Annotated in this window: 25 protein-coding genes; 9 read left to right on the plus strand and 16 right to left on the minus strand. The window is 28.5% G+C overall.

Features of this window, described 5'->3' with window-relative positions:
* Positions 1 to 39: 39 nt before the first annotated feature.
* From AC5SLN_RS06280 to hspQ, 9 genes are all read right to left on the minus strand, one after another.
* Entirely contained in the window at positions 40 to 1,191 is a 1,152-nt protein-coding gene (locus AC5SLN_RS06280) for an alpha-hydroxy acid oxidase (RefSeq protein WP_494593293.1), read from the minus strand.
* Positions 1,192 to 1,199: 8 nt separating this feature from the next.
* Entirely contained in the window at positions 1,200 to 1,715 is a 516-nt protein-coding gene (locus tag AC5SLN_RS06285; RefSeq protein ID WP_494593294.1) for an acyloxyacyl hydrolase, read from the minus strand.
* Positions 1,705 to 2,079 (minus strand): cytochrome c-type biogenesis protein, encoded by a 375-nt coding sequence (locus AC5SLN_RS06290; RefSeq protein ID WP_494593295.1) that lies wholly within the window; start codon positions 2,077 to 2,079, stop codon positions 1,705 to 1,707. The genes AC5SLN_RS06285 and AC5SLN_RS06290 overlap by 11 nt, the downstream gene beginning before the upstream one ends.
* Positions 2,076 to 2,597 carry a DsbE family thiol:disulfide interchange protein gene (locus tag AC5SLN_RS06295; protein ID WP_494593297.1) on the minus strand — a complete coding sequence of 174 codons (522 nt, stop codon included), beginning with the start codon at positions 2,595 to 2,597 and terminating at the stop codon, positions 2,076 to 2,078. The genes AC5SLN_RS06290 and AC5SLN_RS06295 overlap by 4 nt, the downstream gene beginning before the upstream one ends.
* Complete coding sequence (locus AC5SLN_RS06300) at positions 2,594 to 4,471, minus strand: heme lyase CcmF/NrfE family subunit (protein WP_494593299.1); 1,878 nt, start codon at positions 4,469 to 4,471, stop codon at positions 2,594 to 2,596. Before AC5SLN_RS06300 ends, AC5SLN_RS06295 begins: the two co-directional genes overlap by 4 nt.
* A gap of 1 nt (position 4,472) precedes the next feature.
* Positions 4,473 to 4,892: a cytochrome c maturation protein CcmE gene (gene ccmE / locus AC5SLN_RS06305; RefSeq protein WP_494593300.1), complete on the minus strand. Its 420-nt coding sequence runs from the start codon at positions 4,890 to 4,892 to the stop codon at positions 4,473 to 4,475.
* Between the two features lie 10 nt (positions 4,893 to 4,902).
* Positions 4,903 to 5,130, minus strand: coding sequence for a heme exporter protein CcmD (locus tag AC5SLN_RS06310; RefSeq protein WP_011281601.1), 228 nt, complete (start codon positions 5,128 to 5,130; stop codon positions 4,903 to 4,905).
* The gene (ccmC, locus tag AC5SLN_RS06315) at positions 5,127 to 5,837 is read right to left on the minus strand and encodes a heme ABC transporter permease CcmC (RefSeq protein WP_494593302.1); all 711 of its coding nucleotides are present in this window, start codon (positions 5,835 to 5,837) and stop codon (positions 5,127 to 5,129) included. The genes AC5SLN_RS06310 and ccmC overlap by 4 nt, the downstream gene beginning before the upstream one ends.
* Positions 5,838 to 6,018: 181 nt before the next feature.
* Positions 6,019 to 6,339, minus strand: coding sequence for a heat shock protein HspQ (gene hspQ, locus AC5SLN_RS06320; protein WP_006997624.1), 321 nt, complete (start codon positions 6,337 to 6,339; stop codon positions 6,019 to 6,021).
* A 78-nt stretch (positions 6,340 to 6,417) separates the two neighbouring features.
* Here hspQ and AC5SLN_RS06325 point away from each other — a divergent pair, with 78 nt between their 5' ends.
* On the plus strand, positions 6,418 to 6,969 hold the full coding sequence (locus AC5SLN_RS06325) for a septation protein A (RefSeq protein WP_006997623.1): 552 nt from the start codon (positions 6,418 to 6,420) through the stop codon (positions 6,967 to 6,969).
* Positions 6,962 to 7,306 (plus strand): DUF2794 domain-containing protein, encoded by a 345-nt coding sequence (locus AC5SLN_RS06330; protein ID WP_011281603.1) that lies wholly within the window; start codon positions 6,962 to 6,964, stop codon positions 7,304 to 7,306. Before AC5SLN_RS06325 ends, AC5SLN_RS06330 begins: the two co-directional genes overlap by 8 nt.
* A gap of 5 nt (positions 7,307 to 7,311) precedes the next feature.
* Here the strand turns inward: AC5SLN_RS06330 and AC5SLN_RS06335 are convergent, their stop codons facing one another.
* Positions 7,312 to 8,073, minus strand: a complete 762-nt coding sequence (locus AC5SLN_RS06335; protein WP_018413646.1) for a Bax inhibitor-1/YccA family protein — start codon at positions 8,071 to 8,073, stop codon at positions 7,312 to 7,314.
* A 60-nt stretch (positions 8,074 to 8,133) separates the two neighbouring features.
* Here AC5SLN_RS06335 and AC5SLN_RS06340 point away from each other — a divergent pair, with 60 nt between their 5' ends.
* From AC5SLN_RS06340 to AC5SLN_RS06370, 7 genes are read left to right on the plus strand one after another with little or no spacing between them, the layout of a single operon-like run.
* Positions 8,134 to 9,171 carry an aldo/keto reductase gene (locus AC5SLN_RS06340; RefSeq protein ID WP_494593304.1) on the plus strand — a complete coding sequence of 346 codons (1,038 nt, stop codon included), beginning with the start codon at positions 8,134 to 8,136 and terminating at the stop codon, positions 9,169 to 9,171.
* The gene (locus AC5SLN_RS06345) at positions 9,162 to 9,668 is read left to right on the plus strand and encodes an invasion associated locus B family protein (protein WP_011281606.1); all 507 of its coding nucleotides are present in this window, start codon (positions 9,162 to 9,164) and stop codon (positions 9,666 to 9,668) included. Before AC5SLN_RS06340 ends, AC5SLN_RS06345 begins: the two co-directional genes overlap by 10 nt.
* A gap of 4 nt (positions 9,669 to 9,672) precedes the next feature.
* A complete protein-coding gene (locus AC5SLN_RS06350; RefSeq protein ID WP_018413648.1) occupies positions 9,673 to 10,860 on the plus strand; it encodes an argininosuccinate synthase in 1,188 nt (395 codons plus the stop codon).
* A 4-nt stretch (positions 10,861 to 10,864) separates the two neighbouring features.
* Positions 10,865 to 11,482 (plus strand): DsbA family oxidoreductase, encoded by a 618-nt coding sequence (locus tag AC5SLN_RS06355; RefSeq protein ID WP_271627300.1) that lies wholly within the window; start codon positions 10,865 to 10,867, stop codon positions 11,480 to 11,482.
* A gap of 56 nt (positions 11,483 to 11,538) precedes the next feature.
* Positions 11,539 to 11,997: a membrane protein gene (locus AC5SLN_RS06360; protein ID WP_011281609.1), complete on the plus strand. Its 459-nt coding sequence runs from the start codon at positions 11,539 to 11,541 to the stop codon at positions 11,995 to 11,997.
* The gene (locus tag AC5SLN_RS06365; RefSeq protein ID WP_027306873.1) at positions 11,997 to 12,377 is read left to right on the plus strand and encodes a phosphate-starvation-inducible PsiE family protein; all 381 of its coding nucleotides are present in this window, start codon (positions 11,997 to 11,999) and stop codon (positions 12,375 to 12,377) included. The genes AC5SLN_RS06360 and AC5SLN_RS06365 overlap by 1 nt, the downstream gene beginning before the upstream one ends.
* 6 nt (positions 12,378 to 12,383) lie before the next feature.
* Positions 12,384 to 13,526, plus strand: coding sequence for an FAD-binding domain-containing protein (locus tag AC5SLN_RS06370; protein ID WP_271616705.1), 1,143 nt, complete (start codon positions 12,384 to 12,386; stop codon positions 13,524 to 13,526).
* Here the strand turns inward: AC5SLN_RS06370 and AC5SLN_RS06375 are convergent.
* From AC5SLN_RS06375 to AC5SLN_RS06400, 6 genes are read right to left on the minus strand one after another with little or no spacing between them, the layout of a single operon-like run.
* Positions 13,523 to 13,744, minus strand: coding sequence for a hypothetical protein (locus AC5SLN_RS06375; protein WP_011281612.1), 222 nt, complete (start codon positions 13,742 to 13,744; stop codon positions 13,523 to 13,525). The two genes, AC5SLN_RS06370 and AC5SLN_RS06375, sit on opposite strands and share 4 nt — an antisense overlap.
* Positions 13,741 to 14,460 carry a type 1 glutamine amidotransferase gene (locus AC5SLN_RS06380; RefSeq protein ID WP_011281613.1) on the minus strand — a complete coding sequence of 240 codons (720 nt, stop codon included), beginning with the start codon at positions 14,458 to 14,460 and terminating at the stop codon, positions 13,741 to 13,743. The genes AC5SLN_RS06375 and AC5SLN_RS06380 overlap by 4 nt, the downstream gene beginning before the upstream one ends.
* A gap of 43 nt (positions 14,461 to 14,503) precedes the next feature.
* Positions 14,504 to 15,112: a MarC family protein gene (locus AC5SLN_RS06385; protein ID WP_018413652.1), complete on the minus strand. Its 609-nt coding sequence runs from the start codon at positions 15,110 to 15,112 to the stop codon at positions 14,504 to 14,506.
* Between the two features lie 41 nt (positions 15,113 to 15,153).
* Positions 15,154 to 15,567, minus strand: a complete 414-nt coding sequence (locus AC5SLN_RS06390; RefSeq protein ID WP_018413653.1) for a YqaA family protein — start codon at positions 15,565 to 15,567, stop codon at positions 15,154 to 15,156.
* Positions 15,564 to 15,686: a DUF2256 domain-containing protein gene (locus AC5SLN_RS06395; protein WP_018413654.1), complete on the minus strand. Its 123-nt coding sequence runs from the start codon at positions 15,684 to 15,686 to the stop codon at positions 15,564 to 15,566. Before AC5SLN_RS06395 ends, AC5SLN_RS06390 begins: the two co-directional genes overlap by 4 nt.
* Positions 15,686 to 17,176 carry a cryptochrome/photolyase family protein gene (locus AC5SLN_RS06400; RefSeq protein WP_494593306.1) on the minus strand — a complete coding sequence of 497 codons (1,491 nt, stop codon included), beginning with the start codon at positions 17,174 to 17,176 and terminating at the stop codon, positions 15,686 to 15,688. The genes AC5SLN_RS06395 and AC5SLN_RS06400 overlap by 1 nt, the downstream gene beginning before the upstream one ends.
* Between the last annotated feature and the right edge of the window lie 13 nt (positions 17,177 to 17,189).

Consider the following 17,189-nt stretch of genomic DNA (forward strand, 5'->3'; position numbering starts at 1 on the left):
TTAATTTATTTTTTTTATATATAATTTTGATAAGTAAAACTATTTTCTATAAATTAATTTTGATTTATTTAATTCTTTTAAAGTCTTACAGCCCATTAATACCATATTTCTATTGATTTCATCATGCATGTTTTGCAATAGACGTTCAACACCAGGTTGACCCCCAGCACTTAAAGCAAATAAAAACATTTTTCCAAAACTACATGCTGTTGCCCCAGCTGCTAATGCTTTTAAAACATGAGTTCCACGTCTTACACCGCCATCTAAAATAATTTCTAATTTATCACCAACAGCCTCTCTAATTGCATTAACTTGGTCAAAGGGTGATCTTGAACCGTCTAATTGTCTACCCCCATGATTTGAAATCATTATTGCTGTACAGCCAATATCTATTGCTCTTTTTGCGTCTTCAACTGACATTACACCTTTAAGAGCAAATGGGCCGTTCCATTTTTTTACACAGTATTCGGCATCCTTCCAATTCATAGCTGGATCATATTGTTCATTAATATATTCGATAACTGATTTTGAAATATTTGTTCCTTTATCTGTTTTATTTTTAACATTGGATAGTTCAAATTTTTTATGAGTAAAATAATTAAATACCCATTCAGGTCTCATAGCAAAACTAATTAAACTTTGAAGTGTCAATTTTGGAGGAGTAGTAAAACCAGTTCTGTGATCTCTTTCTCTGTTTCCAGCAACCAATGTATCAACTGTCAAACACATGCCATTAAAACCAGACACTTTACATCTATCTATTAGATCATCAGTAATTGATTGATCTTTATGCACATATAATTGAAATAACTTTGGACCATTTGAAATATCAGCAACCTCTTCAATAGTATTATTGGCCATAGTAGACATGCTATAAAAGGTTCCAAATTTTTCTGCAGCTCTTGCTGAAGCTTTATCACCTTCATGATGGTAAAGTCTTTGCATGGCAGTTGGGGAAAGAAAGATCGGCATATCAATTTTTTTTCCAAAAACAGTCGTTGAAAGATCTGGTTTACCAACACTAGCAAGAATATTTGGAATTAGATCACAATCATCAAAGGAATCTGTATTTCTTTTTAAAGTTTTTTCATCATCTGCACCACCGTCGATATAATGAAAAATTGGAGAAGGTAATCTTTTTTTTGCTAATTTTCTAAAGTCATTAAAATTATGACAATTCTTTAAGTTCATAACTAAAATTAAAAATTCTTAAGAAGATTAAACATATAACTATTGGCACCAGGATTTTTATCTCCTAAACTTGCATTTGATATATGATTATATGACATTCCTAAATTTGTACTTTCTGAAATTGAATAAGACAATTGCACCTCAGTTTTAAACTCTAAAGCATGACCTAAGTCTTTACCATCACCTTCATGGTAAAATCCTGGGGCAAAACTTGGAGTAAATTTAATTTTGTCTCCCATTGCGTAGTTCCACTCAACACCTGTATACACATAAGCAGCTGAGTTTTCAGTTATAAATCCTCCTGTGATAGGAGATGCATTTCCAAGGAAAGTATTTCTTTCTAAATTTTCATTTTGATGTTGAAATCCAAAAAGTATAGCTTTTTGTTTATCATCACTGAAATCAAAATTGCCAGTATAAAAATTATATTGATGTTCACTAACATTTTCCTCAGCACTAACAGTCAAAGAAAATAGTGTTAAAATTACTGCTGATAAAATTTTAATATAAAAGTTACTTTTCATTTTTTTTTTGAATTTTTTTATACATTATTGCACCACCAAATAAAAATAACAATAATGGTAATAACCATAAAACATAAGTGTTTTTGTTTAATTGAGGATCAAAAATAACCCAATCACCATACTTTTCTCTTAAAAATTGATATATTTGCTTTTCTTTTAATCCTTCATTAATTTTTCTATCAACAATTAGTTTAATACTGGAGGCAAATTCAGATTCAGAATCGTATACTGACTGACCCTGACAAATTAAACAACGAATATTTTTTAAAATTTTATTTTTTAAAACATCATTTACTTCATCTGATTTTAACTCAAAAAGGCTTGTGGCTAAAAATAGGATTATAAATATTTTTAAAATTTTCATTTAATAATTAATTTAATCTCATTAACAATTTCTTGATTGATTGGACCAACAAATTTTTTAATTATATTTTTATTTTTATCTATTAAAAAAGTTTCTGGAACTCCATATGCTCCAAATTCAACTCCTAAGGTTCCATCTTTATCAATTAAAATTCTAGAATATGGGTTGCCAAAGTCATCAATAAATTTTTTTGCATTATTAAAATTGTCTCTATAATTCAATCCAATTAATTTAATCGATTGATTTTTACTTAGTTGCATTAATAAGGGGTGCTCTGTTCTACAAGGCACACACCAGGATGCCCAAATATTTACAATATAAAATGTGTTATCTTCAAAAATTTTATCTGAGTTTATATAGCTATTTGAATAAAAGTCCTTAGCTTTAAAAGTTGGGATATTTTTTTTCTCATTAACCTTTGGGGTATAAGTGTTTGGAGTATTTAATCCTTTATAAAAAATAACAAAACAAAAGCTTAAAAAAATAACTACAACAAATAAGCTAAACTTATTTTTCATATCTTTCTTTTAAATAAACTCATTAATCCACCAAGGCATAATAGTAAAACTGAGATCCATATCCAAACCATAAATGGCTTTACTTGATATCTGATATTAAAATACTCATTATCCTTTACAAGGTTCATTACTAAAAATTTATCTTCTAATAGTGTTGTTCTTATATCTGCTTCACTGGTAATAATTACAGGCTGATTATAAATTCTAATCTCAGGTTTTAATTCAATAGTTTTTCCATTTTTGTCTTTTATCTCAAAAGAAGCAATGATGGAGTTGAAATTACTTTCTTTTTTTTCTTCTATCTTTTTAAAAAAAATTTCACCTTTATTATAATCATATCTTTCGCCAATTTTTATGTTGGTTATAATTTCTGAGGATAAAATGCTGTTAAACAGAATACTTAATATTAATATACTAAAACCAAAGTGTGAAATCGTTTGAGAAATATTATTAAATTTTTTAATAAATAATTCTTTTAAAGTTGTAAAGAATAAAAAAAAAGCAGCTGAAATTAAAACTGTATAAAAAAGTAAGTCAGCAGTTAAATTTTTAATAATAAAAAAAGTTAACATTACCGAAATTGTAAATGTGATAATAAGTGAGTTTTTATTTTCAATTTTTGATTTAATCCATTTAAGTCTTGGTCCAAGAGACATGAATAATAGAAATGGTATTAAAAAAGGAACAATTAATTTATGATAAAAAGGAGGCCCTACTGATATTTTTTCACTAGATATTACATCTAGAAAAATTGGATATACCGTACCTATTAAAACAACAGCTAAAAAATACATCATAAACCAATTGTTTATTAAGATAGAAGTTTCTCTACTAAGCCAAAAAAAATTATTTGAGCTTTTATTATTTTCTTTGTGAAATATAAAAAATATTCCTAACGATAAGACAATTAGTGCAAATAGAAATATTAATATAAAAATACCTCTTGCAGGGTCATTAGCAAATGTATGTACAGAATTTAATATTCCGGATCTTACTAAAAAAGTTCCACACATACTTAGGGTAAATGTTGTAATAGACAGTATAACCACCCAAGATGTTAGTGATGCTCTTCTTTCTAACACTACAATGCAATGCAACAATGCTGTTAGTGTTAGCCATGGCATTAAAGAAACATTTTCAACTGGGTCCCAAAACCAAAAACCTCCCCATCCTAGTTCGTAATATGCCCAAATTGATCCAAGCATAATTCCAATAGTTAGAAAAATCCAAGAAACTAAAACCCATTTTTTAATATGCTGCCCCCATTCTTTGGTGACATAATTTTGTGTAACTGCAGCAAGGGATGATGAAAATATTATAGAGGTACTAACATACCCTAAATATAAAATTGGGGGATGAATTGCCAAAGCTGGATCTTGTAAAATTGGGTTAAGACCAAGACCTTCATTGGGAATTGGAAATAAATAATTAAAAGGATTAGATGTCATTAATACAAATAAGAAAAACCCAATAATTATTATTTGCTGAAATAATAAAGTTAAAATTCTATATTTTTTAGGCTGCTCTCTTGATTTAATTAAAAACAAAAAAATAAACAAAGTTAATACTAACAACCATAACAATAAACTTCCTTCATGGTTTCCCCAAGTTCCTGAGATTTTATAGAATAATGGTTTAGTTGTGTGAGAATTATTAAAAACTGTCTCATTACTAAAATCTGAATTTATAAAAGATATAATCAAACTCAAAAAACTCACAATTACAAAAACTAACTGTAGAAATGATAGAGATAATATAGTTTGGTTAATTTGCTTATTAGTTTTATTAAAGTCTTTAATCGAAACTCCACAAAGCAATACCGAAAGTAACAACCCTAAAATTAAAGAATAATAACCTATCTGATTAGCTAGCAATTTATTTATCTCCTAAGGCTTCTTTAACTTCTGGGGGCATATAATTTTCATCATGTTTTGCTAAAATTTTAGTAGCTGTAAAATAATTCTTATCTTTTAAAAAACCTTCAGCAACTACTCCTTTTCCTTCGGCAAATAAATTGGGGACTGCCCCTGTATAGACAACATTAATTTCATTTTGAAAGTCAGTAATAACAAAATTAACTTTATCAGAATCTATAAAAATTGATTGTTCTTTAACCATCCCACCCACTCTTATTTTTTTTTTATTTAATTCTATTAAAGATTTTATTTCAGACGGAGACTGAAAATATACAACGTTTTCTTTTAATGATTGTAAAACTAAAAAAACTGTTAAAATTACTGAGGTTAAGATTAAAGCTAAGAATATAAATCGTAATTTAACCTTTTTACCATACATGGTTTATTAGTTAAATATTTGATGTATTGGATAATATTTCTCTATTAATATTTTGTGATCTTGCAGCTCTAGCTTTCTCAACATTTAGAGAACCAAATTTAGAAGCAAATCTTTTTTGCTCTTTTGAAAGTTGTAATTTAGTTACAAAGTACAGGGCTGTAAAACTAATCAATGTAAATGAAAAAGCTGACCAAACGTAAGCTCCATATCCATTCATTGAAATTATTTCATTTATCATAATCTATCTAATCCTTTATTCTTAACTTTTATCAGTTCGGTATTATATTTCATCAAAAAAATGAGTAATGAAAAAAGAGCAAATGCCGCAGTCATAATACCCAATGGGACTAACATTGATGGGTGAATTGCTGTGTTGGTTGATAAAATATTAATTGAAGCTGGTTGATGTAACGTGTTCCACCAGTCTACAGAAAATTTAATGATGGGAACATTTACCACTCCTAAAATTGCAATTAAAGACGTAACCTTTATTACTTGTTCTTTGTCCTCATAAATTCTCCAAGCCAATAAATACATTCCATAAAACAAAGCTAAAATTAACATAGAAGTTATTCTTGCATCCCAAGCCCACCAAGTACCCCAAGTTGGTTTTCCCCAAATTGATCCTGTAACTAATGCTATAATATTAAAGATGAATCCAGAAGGTGCTAAACTTTTAGCAATTAATGCAAAATTTTTATTTTTAAAAACAAAACTTCCAACAGACAAAAAAGCTAAACTTGTAAATATTCCAAGTGATGTCCATGCAGCTGGCACATGAACATACATAATTCTTACTGCATCACTTTGTTTATAATCTTCAGGTGAAAGTATAAGCGCTTCTGTTAAACCGATTGTTAAGACAATAATAAATAAAAATAAAACGTACTTTGGTGCTTTAGAGGTTATTGCAAAAATTTTATTAGGTTCAAAATATTTAAACATTTTTAAATTATATATATTAAAAAAAGATAATTTAATTTTTTTTATGGAAGATCATCCTGATCAAGAATGCAGAGGGAGTCAATAATGATAAAAACGTTATTTAACACTCTTGATCAGAACATAAATATAGATAGCAACTATATATGTCGAAGATTTGAATTAATTGTGTTTAAAAAAAGAATTAATTAGAGGGCTTAAAGTAGCTAGAGCCTCTTTTGCCAGAAAAAATCTCTTCAATTAAAGGATGTTTAATTGGATCTTCTGAATCGTCCATTAATAGATTTTGTTCTGAAACATATGCTTCATATGTAATTTCATCATTTTCGGCTAACAAATGATAAAAAGGCTGATCTTTTCTAGGACGAACATTCTTTGGAATAGATTGATACCATTCTTCAGAATTATTAAATTCGAAATCAACATCATAAATTACACCTCTGAACTCAAAGTGTTTATGTTTTACAATGTCTCCTATTGAAAATTTTGCTTTTTGAATTGCCATTACTATTAATATGGGGGTTTAAGAACAAAAATCAATAAAAAACATTTATATTTTTTTTATTATGTTAATATCTGTCAAGTGAATAAATCTTTTCTTAAATTTGCAACTGACTTTGGGCCTTTAGCCATTTTTTTTTATTATTATTATAATAATGATAAGAATCTAGCAGTTGCGATTCCTCCACTCATAGTTGCAACATTAACTGCGCTAGCTGTTGTTTGGTTTTTTGAAAAAAAAATACCTATGATGCCATTAATAAGTGGTATCTTAATTACATTTTTTGGGGGTCTAACAATTTATTTTGATGATCCAGTTTTTATTTATGTAAAGCCAACGATCATTAATATTTTATTTGCCCTTGCTTTATATTTTGGAAAATATTTTACAAAAGAACCTGTCCTTAAAAAGATTATGGGTAAGTCAATTGCTCTAACTGATATGGGTTGGGAATTATTAAACAAAAGATGGATGTACTTTTTCTTCTTCCTTGCAATCCTTAATGAATGTGTCTGGAGAACGCAAACAGAAGAGTTTTGGGTTAATTTTAAGGTATGGGGCATGTTACCAATAACCCTTGTCTTTACAGCATTTCAAATATCATTGATTAATAAATACAAGCTTGATGAATAGAAACTTAAAGCTAGTTGTAAATAATCCTCACAAACAAATAGAAGAAAGACAATTTTTTGAAAAAAATGAACTTAAAATCATTTTAGATCTATATGCAAAAATGGTCTCTGAAGGATCATGGAAAGACTATGGTCTAAACATTTCTAACAGGCAGGTTAGTTTTAGTGTCTTTAAAAATGCAGCAGAGAATGCTTTGTATAAAATTTGTAAAAACTTTAAACCTAGCAATAAAAATTTAAAGTATTTAATTACAGATTCTAATGGGAAAGTTTTAAAAAATTCCTTTGATCTAGAAATTTTACTTAAAAATACTAATTGGAAGAACCTTAAGAAATAAAAAGACTATCGTCTTTGACCAAATAATCTTAACAACATTATAAACAAATTTATAAAGTCTAGGTAAAGAGTTAAAGCACCCATTACAGCTTTTTTACCCATCAACTCACCCGTATCGCTTGATACATACATGTTTTTAATTTTTTGAGTGTCATAAGCAGTAAGACCTACAAAAATTAAAACACCTAGAATTGAGATTACAAAATCCATCATTGAAGATTTTAAGAACATGTTAACAACTGATGCAACAATAATTCCAATTAAGCCCATCATTAAAAATGATCCTAATTTTGTAAGATCTCTTTTAGTTGTGTAACCATACAAACTCATTGCACCAAAAGTAATAGAGGTAATAAAGAATACTCTAGTGATACTCGCTCCAGTATAAACTAAGAATATTGAGGATAGTGATAACCCCATTAAAGACGCAAAAACCCAAAAAGTTGTTTGAGCGGTTGAAGCTGTCATTTTATTAATTCTAGCACTCATGTAAAAAACTACTCCAAGTGGAGCAAGCATTACAATCCATTTAAAACCTGAAAGAAATATTGTATTTCCTAAGCTTGTTAATGCTGTAATTGATCCATTAGCATCTGTTACTACAGATAGTTTGAAAAATATTAAAGATATAAGTCCTGTTAACAAAATACCAGAAGCCATGTAGTTGTAGACTTTTAGCATGTAGGCTCTTAAGCCCTCATCCATTACTACTGTTGATTGCTGAGCTTCTTTTACTTTATTTAATATGTTTTGCTTATTGAATTCCATGACACATATATAATAGCCTTTTACTATTATTTCAAGATGTCTTAATAAGATTAAATAATTATGAATTATAAAAAATTAGGAAATACAGATTTAAAAGTAAGCACTATTTGTCTCGGTACTATGATTTGGGGTGAACAAAATACCCAAAATGAAGGTTTTGAGCAGATGGATTATGCTTTAGATCAGGGTGTAAACTTTTGGGACACTGCGGAAATTTATTCTGTTCCACCAAGACAAGAAACGTTTGGTCATACTGAGACTATTATTGGTAATTGGTTTGAAAAAACAAAAAAGAGAGACAAAGTAATTTTAGCTTCAAAAGTTTGTGGCCCAATGAGAGAGTATGTAAGAGGTGGTGGAAATCAATTTGGAGAAAAGAATATTACAGAAGCACTTGAAGGAAGTTTAAAAAGATTAAAAACGGATTGTATTGATTTGTACCAATTACATTGGCCAGAAAGAAAAACAAATTTTTTTGGCAAACTAGGTTATGAACATGATGATAGCAATGAGTGGACTAGGTTTGAAGATATTCTAGGAAATTTAAAAAAATTTATTGATCAAGGAAAAATTAAATACGTTGGTGTATCGAATGAAACACCGTGGGGATTATCTAAATATTTAGAGCTTTCAAAAGATAAAAATTTACCAAGAATGCTTTCAGTTCAAAATCCTTATAATTTATTAAATAGAACTTATGAAATTGGACTTGCAGAAATGTCTATTAGGGAGCAAGCCGGATTGCTAGCTTACTCTCCTCTCGCGTGTGGTTATTTATCTGGAAAATACAGAAATAAACAATTGCCAAAAAATTCTAGAATGGAAAGAGATGGTGATTTTTGGTCTAGATATAATAATCAAAATGCTGAAAAAGCTATTGAATTATATTATGAAATATCAAAGAAACACAATCTGGATTTAGCTCAAATGTCTTTAAAATTTTTAGAAATTCAGCCGTTTGTAACATCGGTTATCATTGGTGCAACGACAATGGAACAGTTGAAAACTAATATAGAAAGTATAGGTATAGATTTAAGTGAAGACGTAATTAAAGAAATAAATGAAGTACAAAAAATTTACCCTAACCCATGTCCATAATTAAAAATTTTATAATTCTAATTCTTGTAAGCTTATTTGCTGTTAGCGTAAATTCACAAGAAGTAAAAAAAGTTGGTAAATTTAAAGACTGGGAAACAATTATTATAACTGAACAAACCGGTAAAGTTTGTTTTGCTCAATCAGTTCCTGTGTTGCAGGCCCCAAAATCTAACCCTAGAGAAGCAAGAATGTTTGTTTCATTTAGACCTGCCGAAAAAATAAATGATGAAATAAGCGTTACTGGTGGCTATGAATTTAATAATCAAAACTCAATTATAGCTACTTCAGGTAAATCTAAATACAAATTTGATATTGCTCAAGAAGGTTTTGCTTGGATTGCTGATAACAAACTTGAAAACAAAATGATTAAGACCATGAAGAAAGGATCAAGAATTATGATCACTGGTCATAATCAAAAAGGCTCTCAAACTATAGACCATTATTCATTGTTAGGATTTACGAAAGCCTATAATGCTGCAAAAACTAGCTGCAGTTAATTAAATGAAATCTAAAAAGAAAATTGTACTCGCATATTCTGGCGGACTAGACACTTCTATTATTTTAAAATGGCTTCAAGAAAATTATGATGCAGAAGTTATTTGTTATACTGCAGATGTTGGGCAAGAAATTGATAGAAAAAAAATTATAAAAAATGCCAAAAGACTAGGTGTTAAAAATATCATTATTGAAGATTTAAAAGATACATTTGTAAAAGACTATGTCTTTCCAATGATTAGAGGGCATGCAATTTATGAAGGTGTTTATTTATTGGGTACTTCAATTGCAAGACCTTTAATTGCAAAACGTCAAATTGCTGCCGCTAAAAAATTTGGAGCTTATGCAGTTTCTCATGGTTCAACTGGCAAAGGAAATGATCAAGTGAGATTTGAATTAGGATATCATTACTTTGGTCCAAAAGTAAAAATTATTGCACCATGGAGAATATGGAAATTAAACTCTAGAACAGATTTAATTAAATATGCAAAAAAAAACAATATTCCAATTCCAACAGATAAAAAAGGTGCTCCTCCTTTCTCTATTGATGATAATTTATACCACACATCAACTGAGGGTAAGGTTTTAGAAAACCCAAAAAATTCAGCTCCTGAGTTTCTTTTTCAAAGAACAGTATCTCCTGAAAAAGCACCTAACAAAGCTTCATTTGTAACTATAGGATTTAAAAATGGAGACCCCATAACTGTTAATGGTAAAAAACTATCGCCTGGAAATTTGTTAGAAAAACTTAATAATGTTGCCGGCAAAAATGGAATAGGTAGAGTTGATTTAGTTGAAAACAGATTTATTGGGATTAAATCTAGAGGTGTTTATGAAACGCCTGGTGGAACACTTTTAATGTCAGCGCACAGAGCAATTGAGTCTGTTACTTTGGACAAAGAAACTATGCATAAAAAAGATGAAATTATGCCTAAATATGCTGAACTTATTTACAATGGTTACTGGTACTCAAAAGCAAGATTTAAACTTCAAAAAATTGTCGATCTTAAAAAGAATAAAGTTAATGGCTCTGTTAAGCTTAAATTATACAAAGGCAATATCACTATAATGTCTAGACAGACAAAAAGTAATGCTTACTCAATGAAAAAAGTTTCTTTTGAAGAAAATAAAACCTTTAATAAATCAAATGTAGAAAGATTTATTAACTTTCATAAACAAAAGCTTCGTTCATAAATTAATGAAAATAAAAGTATTTGCTGACACAATTTGTGGGTGGTGTTTTATTGGTCAGACAAGATTAAATAAAGCATTAAAAAATTTTCCTGAGACTAAGTTTGAGATAGAGCATGTTCCATTTCAACTAAATACTGACATGCCTAAAGAAGGAATTGAAAGAAACAAGTACTTAGAAATAAAGTTTGGTGGAAAAGAGTTTGCTCAACCAATGTATGATCGAATGACGGAAGAGGCGAATAAAGAAAATCTTAATTTTAATCTAGATAAGATAAAGAAAACACCTAATACAGTATTTTCTCACTTATTAATAAAATTAGCCGAACAATCTAATGTACACAACGAAATTAAAGAAAAAATATATCAATCATACTTTATTGAAGGTCTTGATATTGGAGATAAAGAAATCTTAATTAATATTGGCAAAGAATTTAATATTAATGGAGATACAATCAATAATTTTTTTAATTTAAAAAATATTGAAGAAATTAATTCATATATTTCAGTCGCAAGAGAGAAAGAAATTAATGGAGTACCCTTCTTTGAAATAGGAACAGATTTTATTTCAGGCGCTCAAAGCTCTGCAAATTTAGAAAGTGTAATAAAGTCCAATTTAAGCTAAAAATTAAAGGACACTTTATCCTTTGCCTTTAACATATAAATATCTATTCTAGCTATATGGAAGCACTAAAAAATTGGATGAAAGATGCTGCTAACATTTTATTTGATGATAGCAAAAATGATCTAAGGTCTTTACCAAGATCTGTTAGATTGCAAATTTTATTAGTTCTGAGTTTCGTTTGGACAACTGTTTTTAGTTTATACATATTTTCTTATACAACTTTTGCATTTGGTTGGGCCGGTTTATACGTTGCTCATATTGGATTGATATTTGCAGTTTATATGACATTCAAACATTTTCATAAAGCAGAGGCGCAATCTAGCAGTGTATTCAAAACTAAAAACTTTGATCCATTTAAGATTATGGTTATTGTTTTTGTAATTGTATTCATCTTTGTATTTTCTAAGGGAATAGAAATTTTAACAAGTCCAAACCCTAGCTCTTATTCAATTCCATATGATGGACCAGTAAAATCAGTGTTTGAAAAATGGCTACCATTTAGTAAAGATAAGTAATGGATAAAATAGCAAAAAATTTACAGCTTGCACTAATGTGCATTATTTTAGTGAGCACTGTAATTGCTGTTGGTATGGAAATTAATAATATGTTCCTAAATCAATCTGTAATGCTAGCAGATTTACTTTTAATGTTTCTTTATTTAGAAGTCTTAGCAATGGTTCGTGTTTTTTGGAATCAGCAATCAATCAGTATAACTTTGCCTCTTTTAATTGCCATCACAGCTCTCGCACGATTTATTATATTACAAGGAAAAGAAATGGATCCATCAGCATTAGTCTATGAAGCTATAGCTATAGTTCTAATTGCATCTGCAATAGTTATTTTAAGATTAAGACACAGTGATAAATTGGGTCTAAAGAAAAGAAAATCTAAATAGTTTAAAATGATTTTTGAAGCTTCAAGGGCTAAAGCCGTTGATAAATTAAATACTTTTGTTGAACAAAATCTTTCAGATTATTCAAAACTAAGAAATTTTGATTTTGGGCCTAGTAATAGATCTAATGTTTCTTGTTTATCCCCCTATATAACTCACGGAATAATTAATGAATTAGAAGTAATTAATAAATCTCTTAAAAAGTTTTCATTTGCAAAAAATGAAAAATTTATTCAGGAAGTTCTTTGGCGTGTTTATTGGAAAGGTTGGCTAGAATTAAGACCTGATGTTTGGTCAGATTACTTAATAGAATTAGATAAAATTAAAAAAGAATTTAAAAACAATCAAAGTTATTTGGATGCAATTGAAGGAAAAACAAATGTAGATTGTTTTAATCAATGGGTAATTGAACTTAAAGAAAGCAATTATCTTCATAACCACACTAGAATGTGGTTTGCTAGCATTTGGATTTTTACACTAGAATTACCATGGCAGTTGGGGGCTGAGTTTTTTATGCAACATCTATATGATGGGGATGCTGCATCAAATACCCTTGGTTGGAGATGGGTTGCTGGCATTCAAACTCAAGGCAAGCATTACCTCGTAAGTGAATGGAATATAAATAAATTTACAAATAATAGATTTAAAAACATAAAACTAAATGAAAATGCCAAACCTATATCCAATGATAAGATATATTCTGTTATTAACAAAAGCTTTAAAAATTCTGAGATTTTGGAAGATAAAACTTTATTAATATTTGAAAATAATATGACATTTGAATTGTCTGATTTTAAAGAACATAAGTTTAAAAAAATTTTGTTAGTCTCAAATAATACAGATAGAACTATCAAATTAAGTGAAAAGGTGTTGAAATTTAAAGCAAATCTTTTAGAGGATCATAAAATAAGATTGAAACAAAAATCAATAAATTGTGAAACTATTAACATTAATGATTTAAAAAATATTACCGAAGAAGTTTATGCGCTTTATCCAACTGTTGGTGAAAATTTAAATTTTATTCAAAATAATCAATTAAAAAATATAAAATTTTTATATAGAAAGTTGGATCAGTTTTCTTGGCAATATTGTAATAAAGGTTTTTTTAATTTTAAAAACTATATTCCAAAAATTATTGCTAATTTTAATTAAAACCAACGTATCATTCCAATTATACCTGCTGTTGCATAAAAAAATTGCAACACAAGTATTCCCTTGTGACCTCCTCTATATGCCCAGATACCAATTAAAATGGCAGACAACAGTAACAAACAAAATCCTAAAAACTCTATTCCAATGTTTAAGGCTACAAACATAGAATAAAGGATTGCCGTAATAACCCCTGCCCATTCAAAAAATTTATTATTCATAATAGCCTTTTAAAATTCTCATAAAGTATCTTAGAATAATTATTCATATCAGGCATATTATTTTTTGCAGCTTGATCAAATTTATCTAAAGCTCCCTCACCTAATTGACTTTCAAGAGCTTTTTTATATTCAGGCACACACCCCCACTCATTAACTGTTGTGTCTTTAATTTCTATATGAAATTGAATTGCATATGCGTGATTTTGGTATTTGAAAATTTGATATTTAGTAATAGGAGATGATGCTAGTAAAGTTACATCCTTATTATTATCTATTCCTTGCACTTCATATGAATGCCACTGCAAACTTTTAATTTGATCTGGAAATTTTGAAAATAAAATATCCTCCTTTTTTTCTTTAGTAAAATTTATATCCATTATTCCAATTTCTGCTGGATTTGATTTAACTACCTTACCACCTATTACCTCACCTAATAACTGACACCCAAGACAAAAACCTAAATAAGGTTTTTTTAAATTAACAACAAATTCTTTAATTGCTTTTTTTTCTTCAATTAGCCATGGATATTCTTGTTCCATAAAAGTATCCATTGGACCACCCATACAAAACATTCCATCAAATTTTCTTAGATCACTTGGGATTTTTTCACCTTCATCTAGCTCTATAGTGGTTAAGTTAAAACCATCAGCTAACATTAAATCTTTGATATAGCCTGGGTCTTCAATCTTTATATGCTGTAAGACAATTATGTTCATTACTATATTTATAGCATTTTAAAATAGTCTACTGAACAATACTTTAAGCTAAAAAGGTTTTTATTCCGTCTAAAATATACTGAACACTTAATCCAACTAGAATAATTGCTATTACTCTTGAAATTACACTAATAACTTTTTTATTTATTATCTGAGAAAATTTTGAAGCAGTAAAAAAAAATATAAAAGTTAAAAGTAAAACTGAAGCCAAAGCAATCATTCCGACAGATTGGTTTGTAAAATTACTTCCCATATCTGAAACAGAAACAATAACAGATGTGATTGCAGCCGGTCCTGCTATAATCGGTGTTGCTAAAGGAAACACACTTACATTTTCAGAATTGAAATCAATGTCATCTTCTTTTCGTTGTTGTCTTTTATCAAACAACATTTCCATCGAAATTATTAATAAAATGATGCCTCCACCAATTGTAAATGCTGGAAAAGATATATTCAAATAACTTAATAAAGTGCTTCCAAGAAATGCAAAGAATAGCAATATGATTGATGCAATTATTGTTGCACTCAATGCAGTTTTAACTCTTTGTTGGCTACTCATATTTTGAGTTACTGCTAAGAATAATGGTGTATTTCCTAGTGGATCAATAACAATAAAATATAAAAAGAAAGTTTGAATAAATATTTCAAGCATTCACTTTTCTAGCATAGTTACCTGGATAAATTCAGCAAATATTAAAACAAATAGTAAATTAAGACGTACCTACTTACTTTTCCAATTGCCACTAAAATAATAAAATCTAAAAATCTAACTCTTAATAAACCTGCAACTAAAGTCAGTGGATCACCTATTATTGGAACCCAAGCAAATAATAATGACCATTTACCAAATTTACTAAACCATTTTGAAGAGTTTTCTATTTGTTTGTCTTTAAACGGAAACCACTTTTTTGTAGTAAGATTTCTTGAATAAAATCCCAAGACCCAGTTAACAACTGATCCCAAAATATTCCCAAAGCTAGCAACAATTAACAATAATAAATTATCAAAATTTGATGTTGCAATTAATCCTGCCAATGTGAGTTCAGATAAAAATGGTAAAATTGTTGCAGCTAAAAAAGATATAGCAAATAAAGATAAGTAAATCACTTAGAGCACTTTTTGGAGCAATACTTTACCTTATCCCAATTAAGCTTCCATTTCTTACGCCAAACAAAAGGTCTTTTACAAACGGGACAAACTTTTGAAGGTAAATTTTCTTTTTTCATTAAATAGTATTTTGTTTAATAAATTTATCAGCTTCAGATAAAATCATTTTCTTTCTTTCATCTTTCATTTTATCAAAAACATAAACCATCATAGACAATCTAGGGTTCTTTAAAAAAAATTTTCTATTTTTATCTATAAACCTCCAATAAAGACCATCCATCGTATTGCACCATTCCCCTTTTTTAAAATCCATCATTTTCATAAAATAACTTGATCCACAAATGTATGGTTTAGTTGCAAAAATACCTCCATCACTAAATAAGCCCATTCCATAAACATTAGGAACCATCACCCAATCAGAAGAATCTACAAACATTTCCATAAACCACTTATAAACAATTGTTGGTTTCACCTCACAAAGGTTCATTATATTTGATAAAATCATCAATCTTTCAATATGGTGAGACCAGCCATGATTAAACGCATTTTTAATTGCATGATCCAATGGAGGCAAACCTGTTGTGCCTTCATACCAAGACTTTTTCATTTTTCTTTCATGGTTGAAAAAATTTTTTGTTTCCATTTCATCAGAGTAACCTTGATAAATTCCACGCATGAACTCTCTCCAGCCTATTATTTGACGAATATAACCTTCAAGTGAGTTCATTCTAATTTTGTGTTTTTTATGAAATTCTAAAATTTTTTGAATGATAATTTCAGGGGTTATCAATCCTAAATTAATATAAGGGCTTAATGCGCTATGAAATAAAATATTGTCTTTTTGATTAACAGCATCTTCATAATCGCCAAATAAATTTGATTTTTCTTTAATAAAAAAATCTAAAAGTTTGACCACATCATTGTATTCTGTTGCTAACCAAAAATCATTTGTGCTACCAGGATGATCTTTAAATAATTTTTCAATAATTGGTTTTAATTTTTTAGTATGATTAGTTTCGTTAATTTTTGGAAATTTTGGTATTGATATGTCTTTTGGTAATTTATTTCTGTTATCTTCATCAAAGCTCCATTTGCCCCCAATAGGGTTTCCATCTGCTCCCATTAATATTCCAGATTTTTTACGAACTTCTTTGTAAAATGTTGCCATAAAAGGCTTTTTTGATTTTAATAAATAATTTTTAAACTCATCTCTTGAGTTTAAAAACATTGGAGTTTTAATAATATTCCAGTTTATTTTTTCTTTTTTTAAGAATTGTGAAATTTTCTTTTCAAAAAATTTATCCTCAACCTCAAAACTTGAAATTTCAGTAATTTTTTTTTGATTAATGATAATTTTTAATTTTTTAAAATAAGTATCTTTAAAACTTTTGTCCTCAATTTTAGAATATTCAAGTTTGTATTTATTTGCTTTAAGCATATCTCCATAAGACCTCATAGAAGAGAGAAATAGCAGTATCTTTTGCTTATGATGCTTTTCATAAGTACATAGTTCATAGTCTTCTGCCATGTAAAAAGAGTGGTCCTTTTTGAAGCGGTCTACGTATTTTAATGGAAATAATTGATTGCCAAGTATAAAAAACAATTTCATAGTTAAATATAAC

It is taken from the genome of Candidatus Pelagibacter sp. PS_31 (assembly GCF_059417865.1).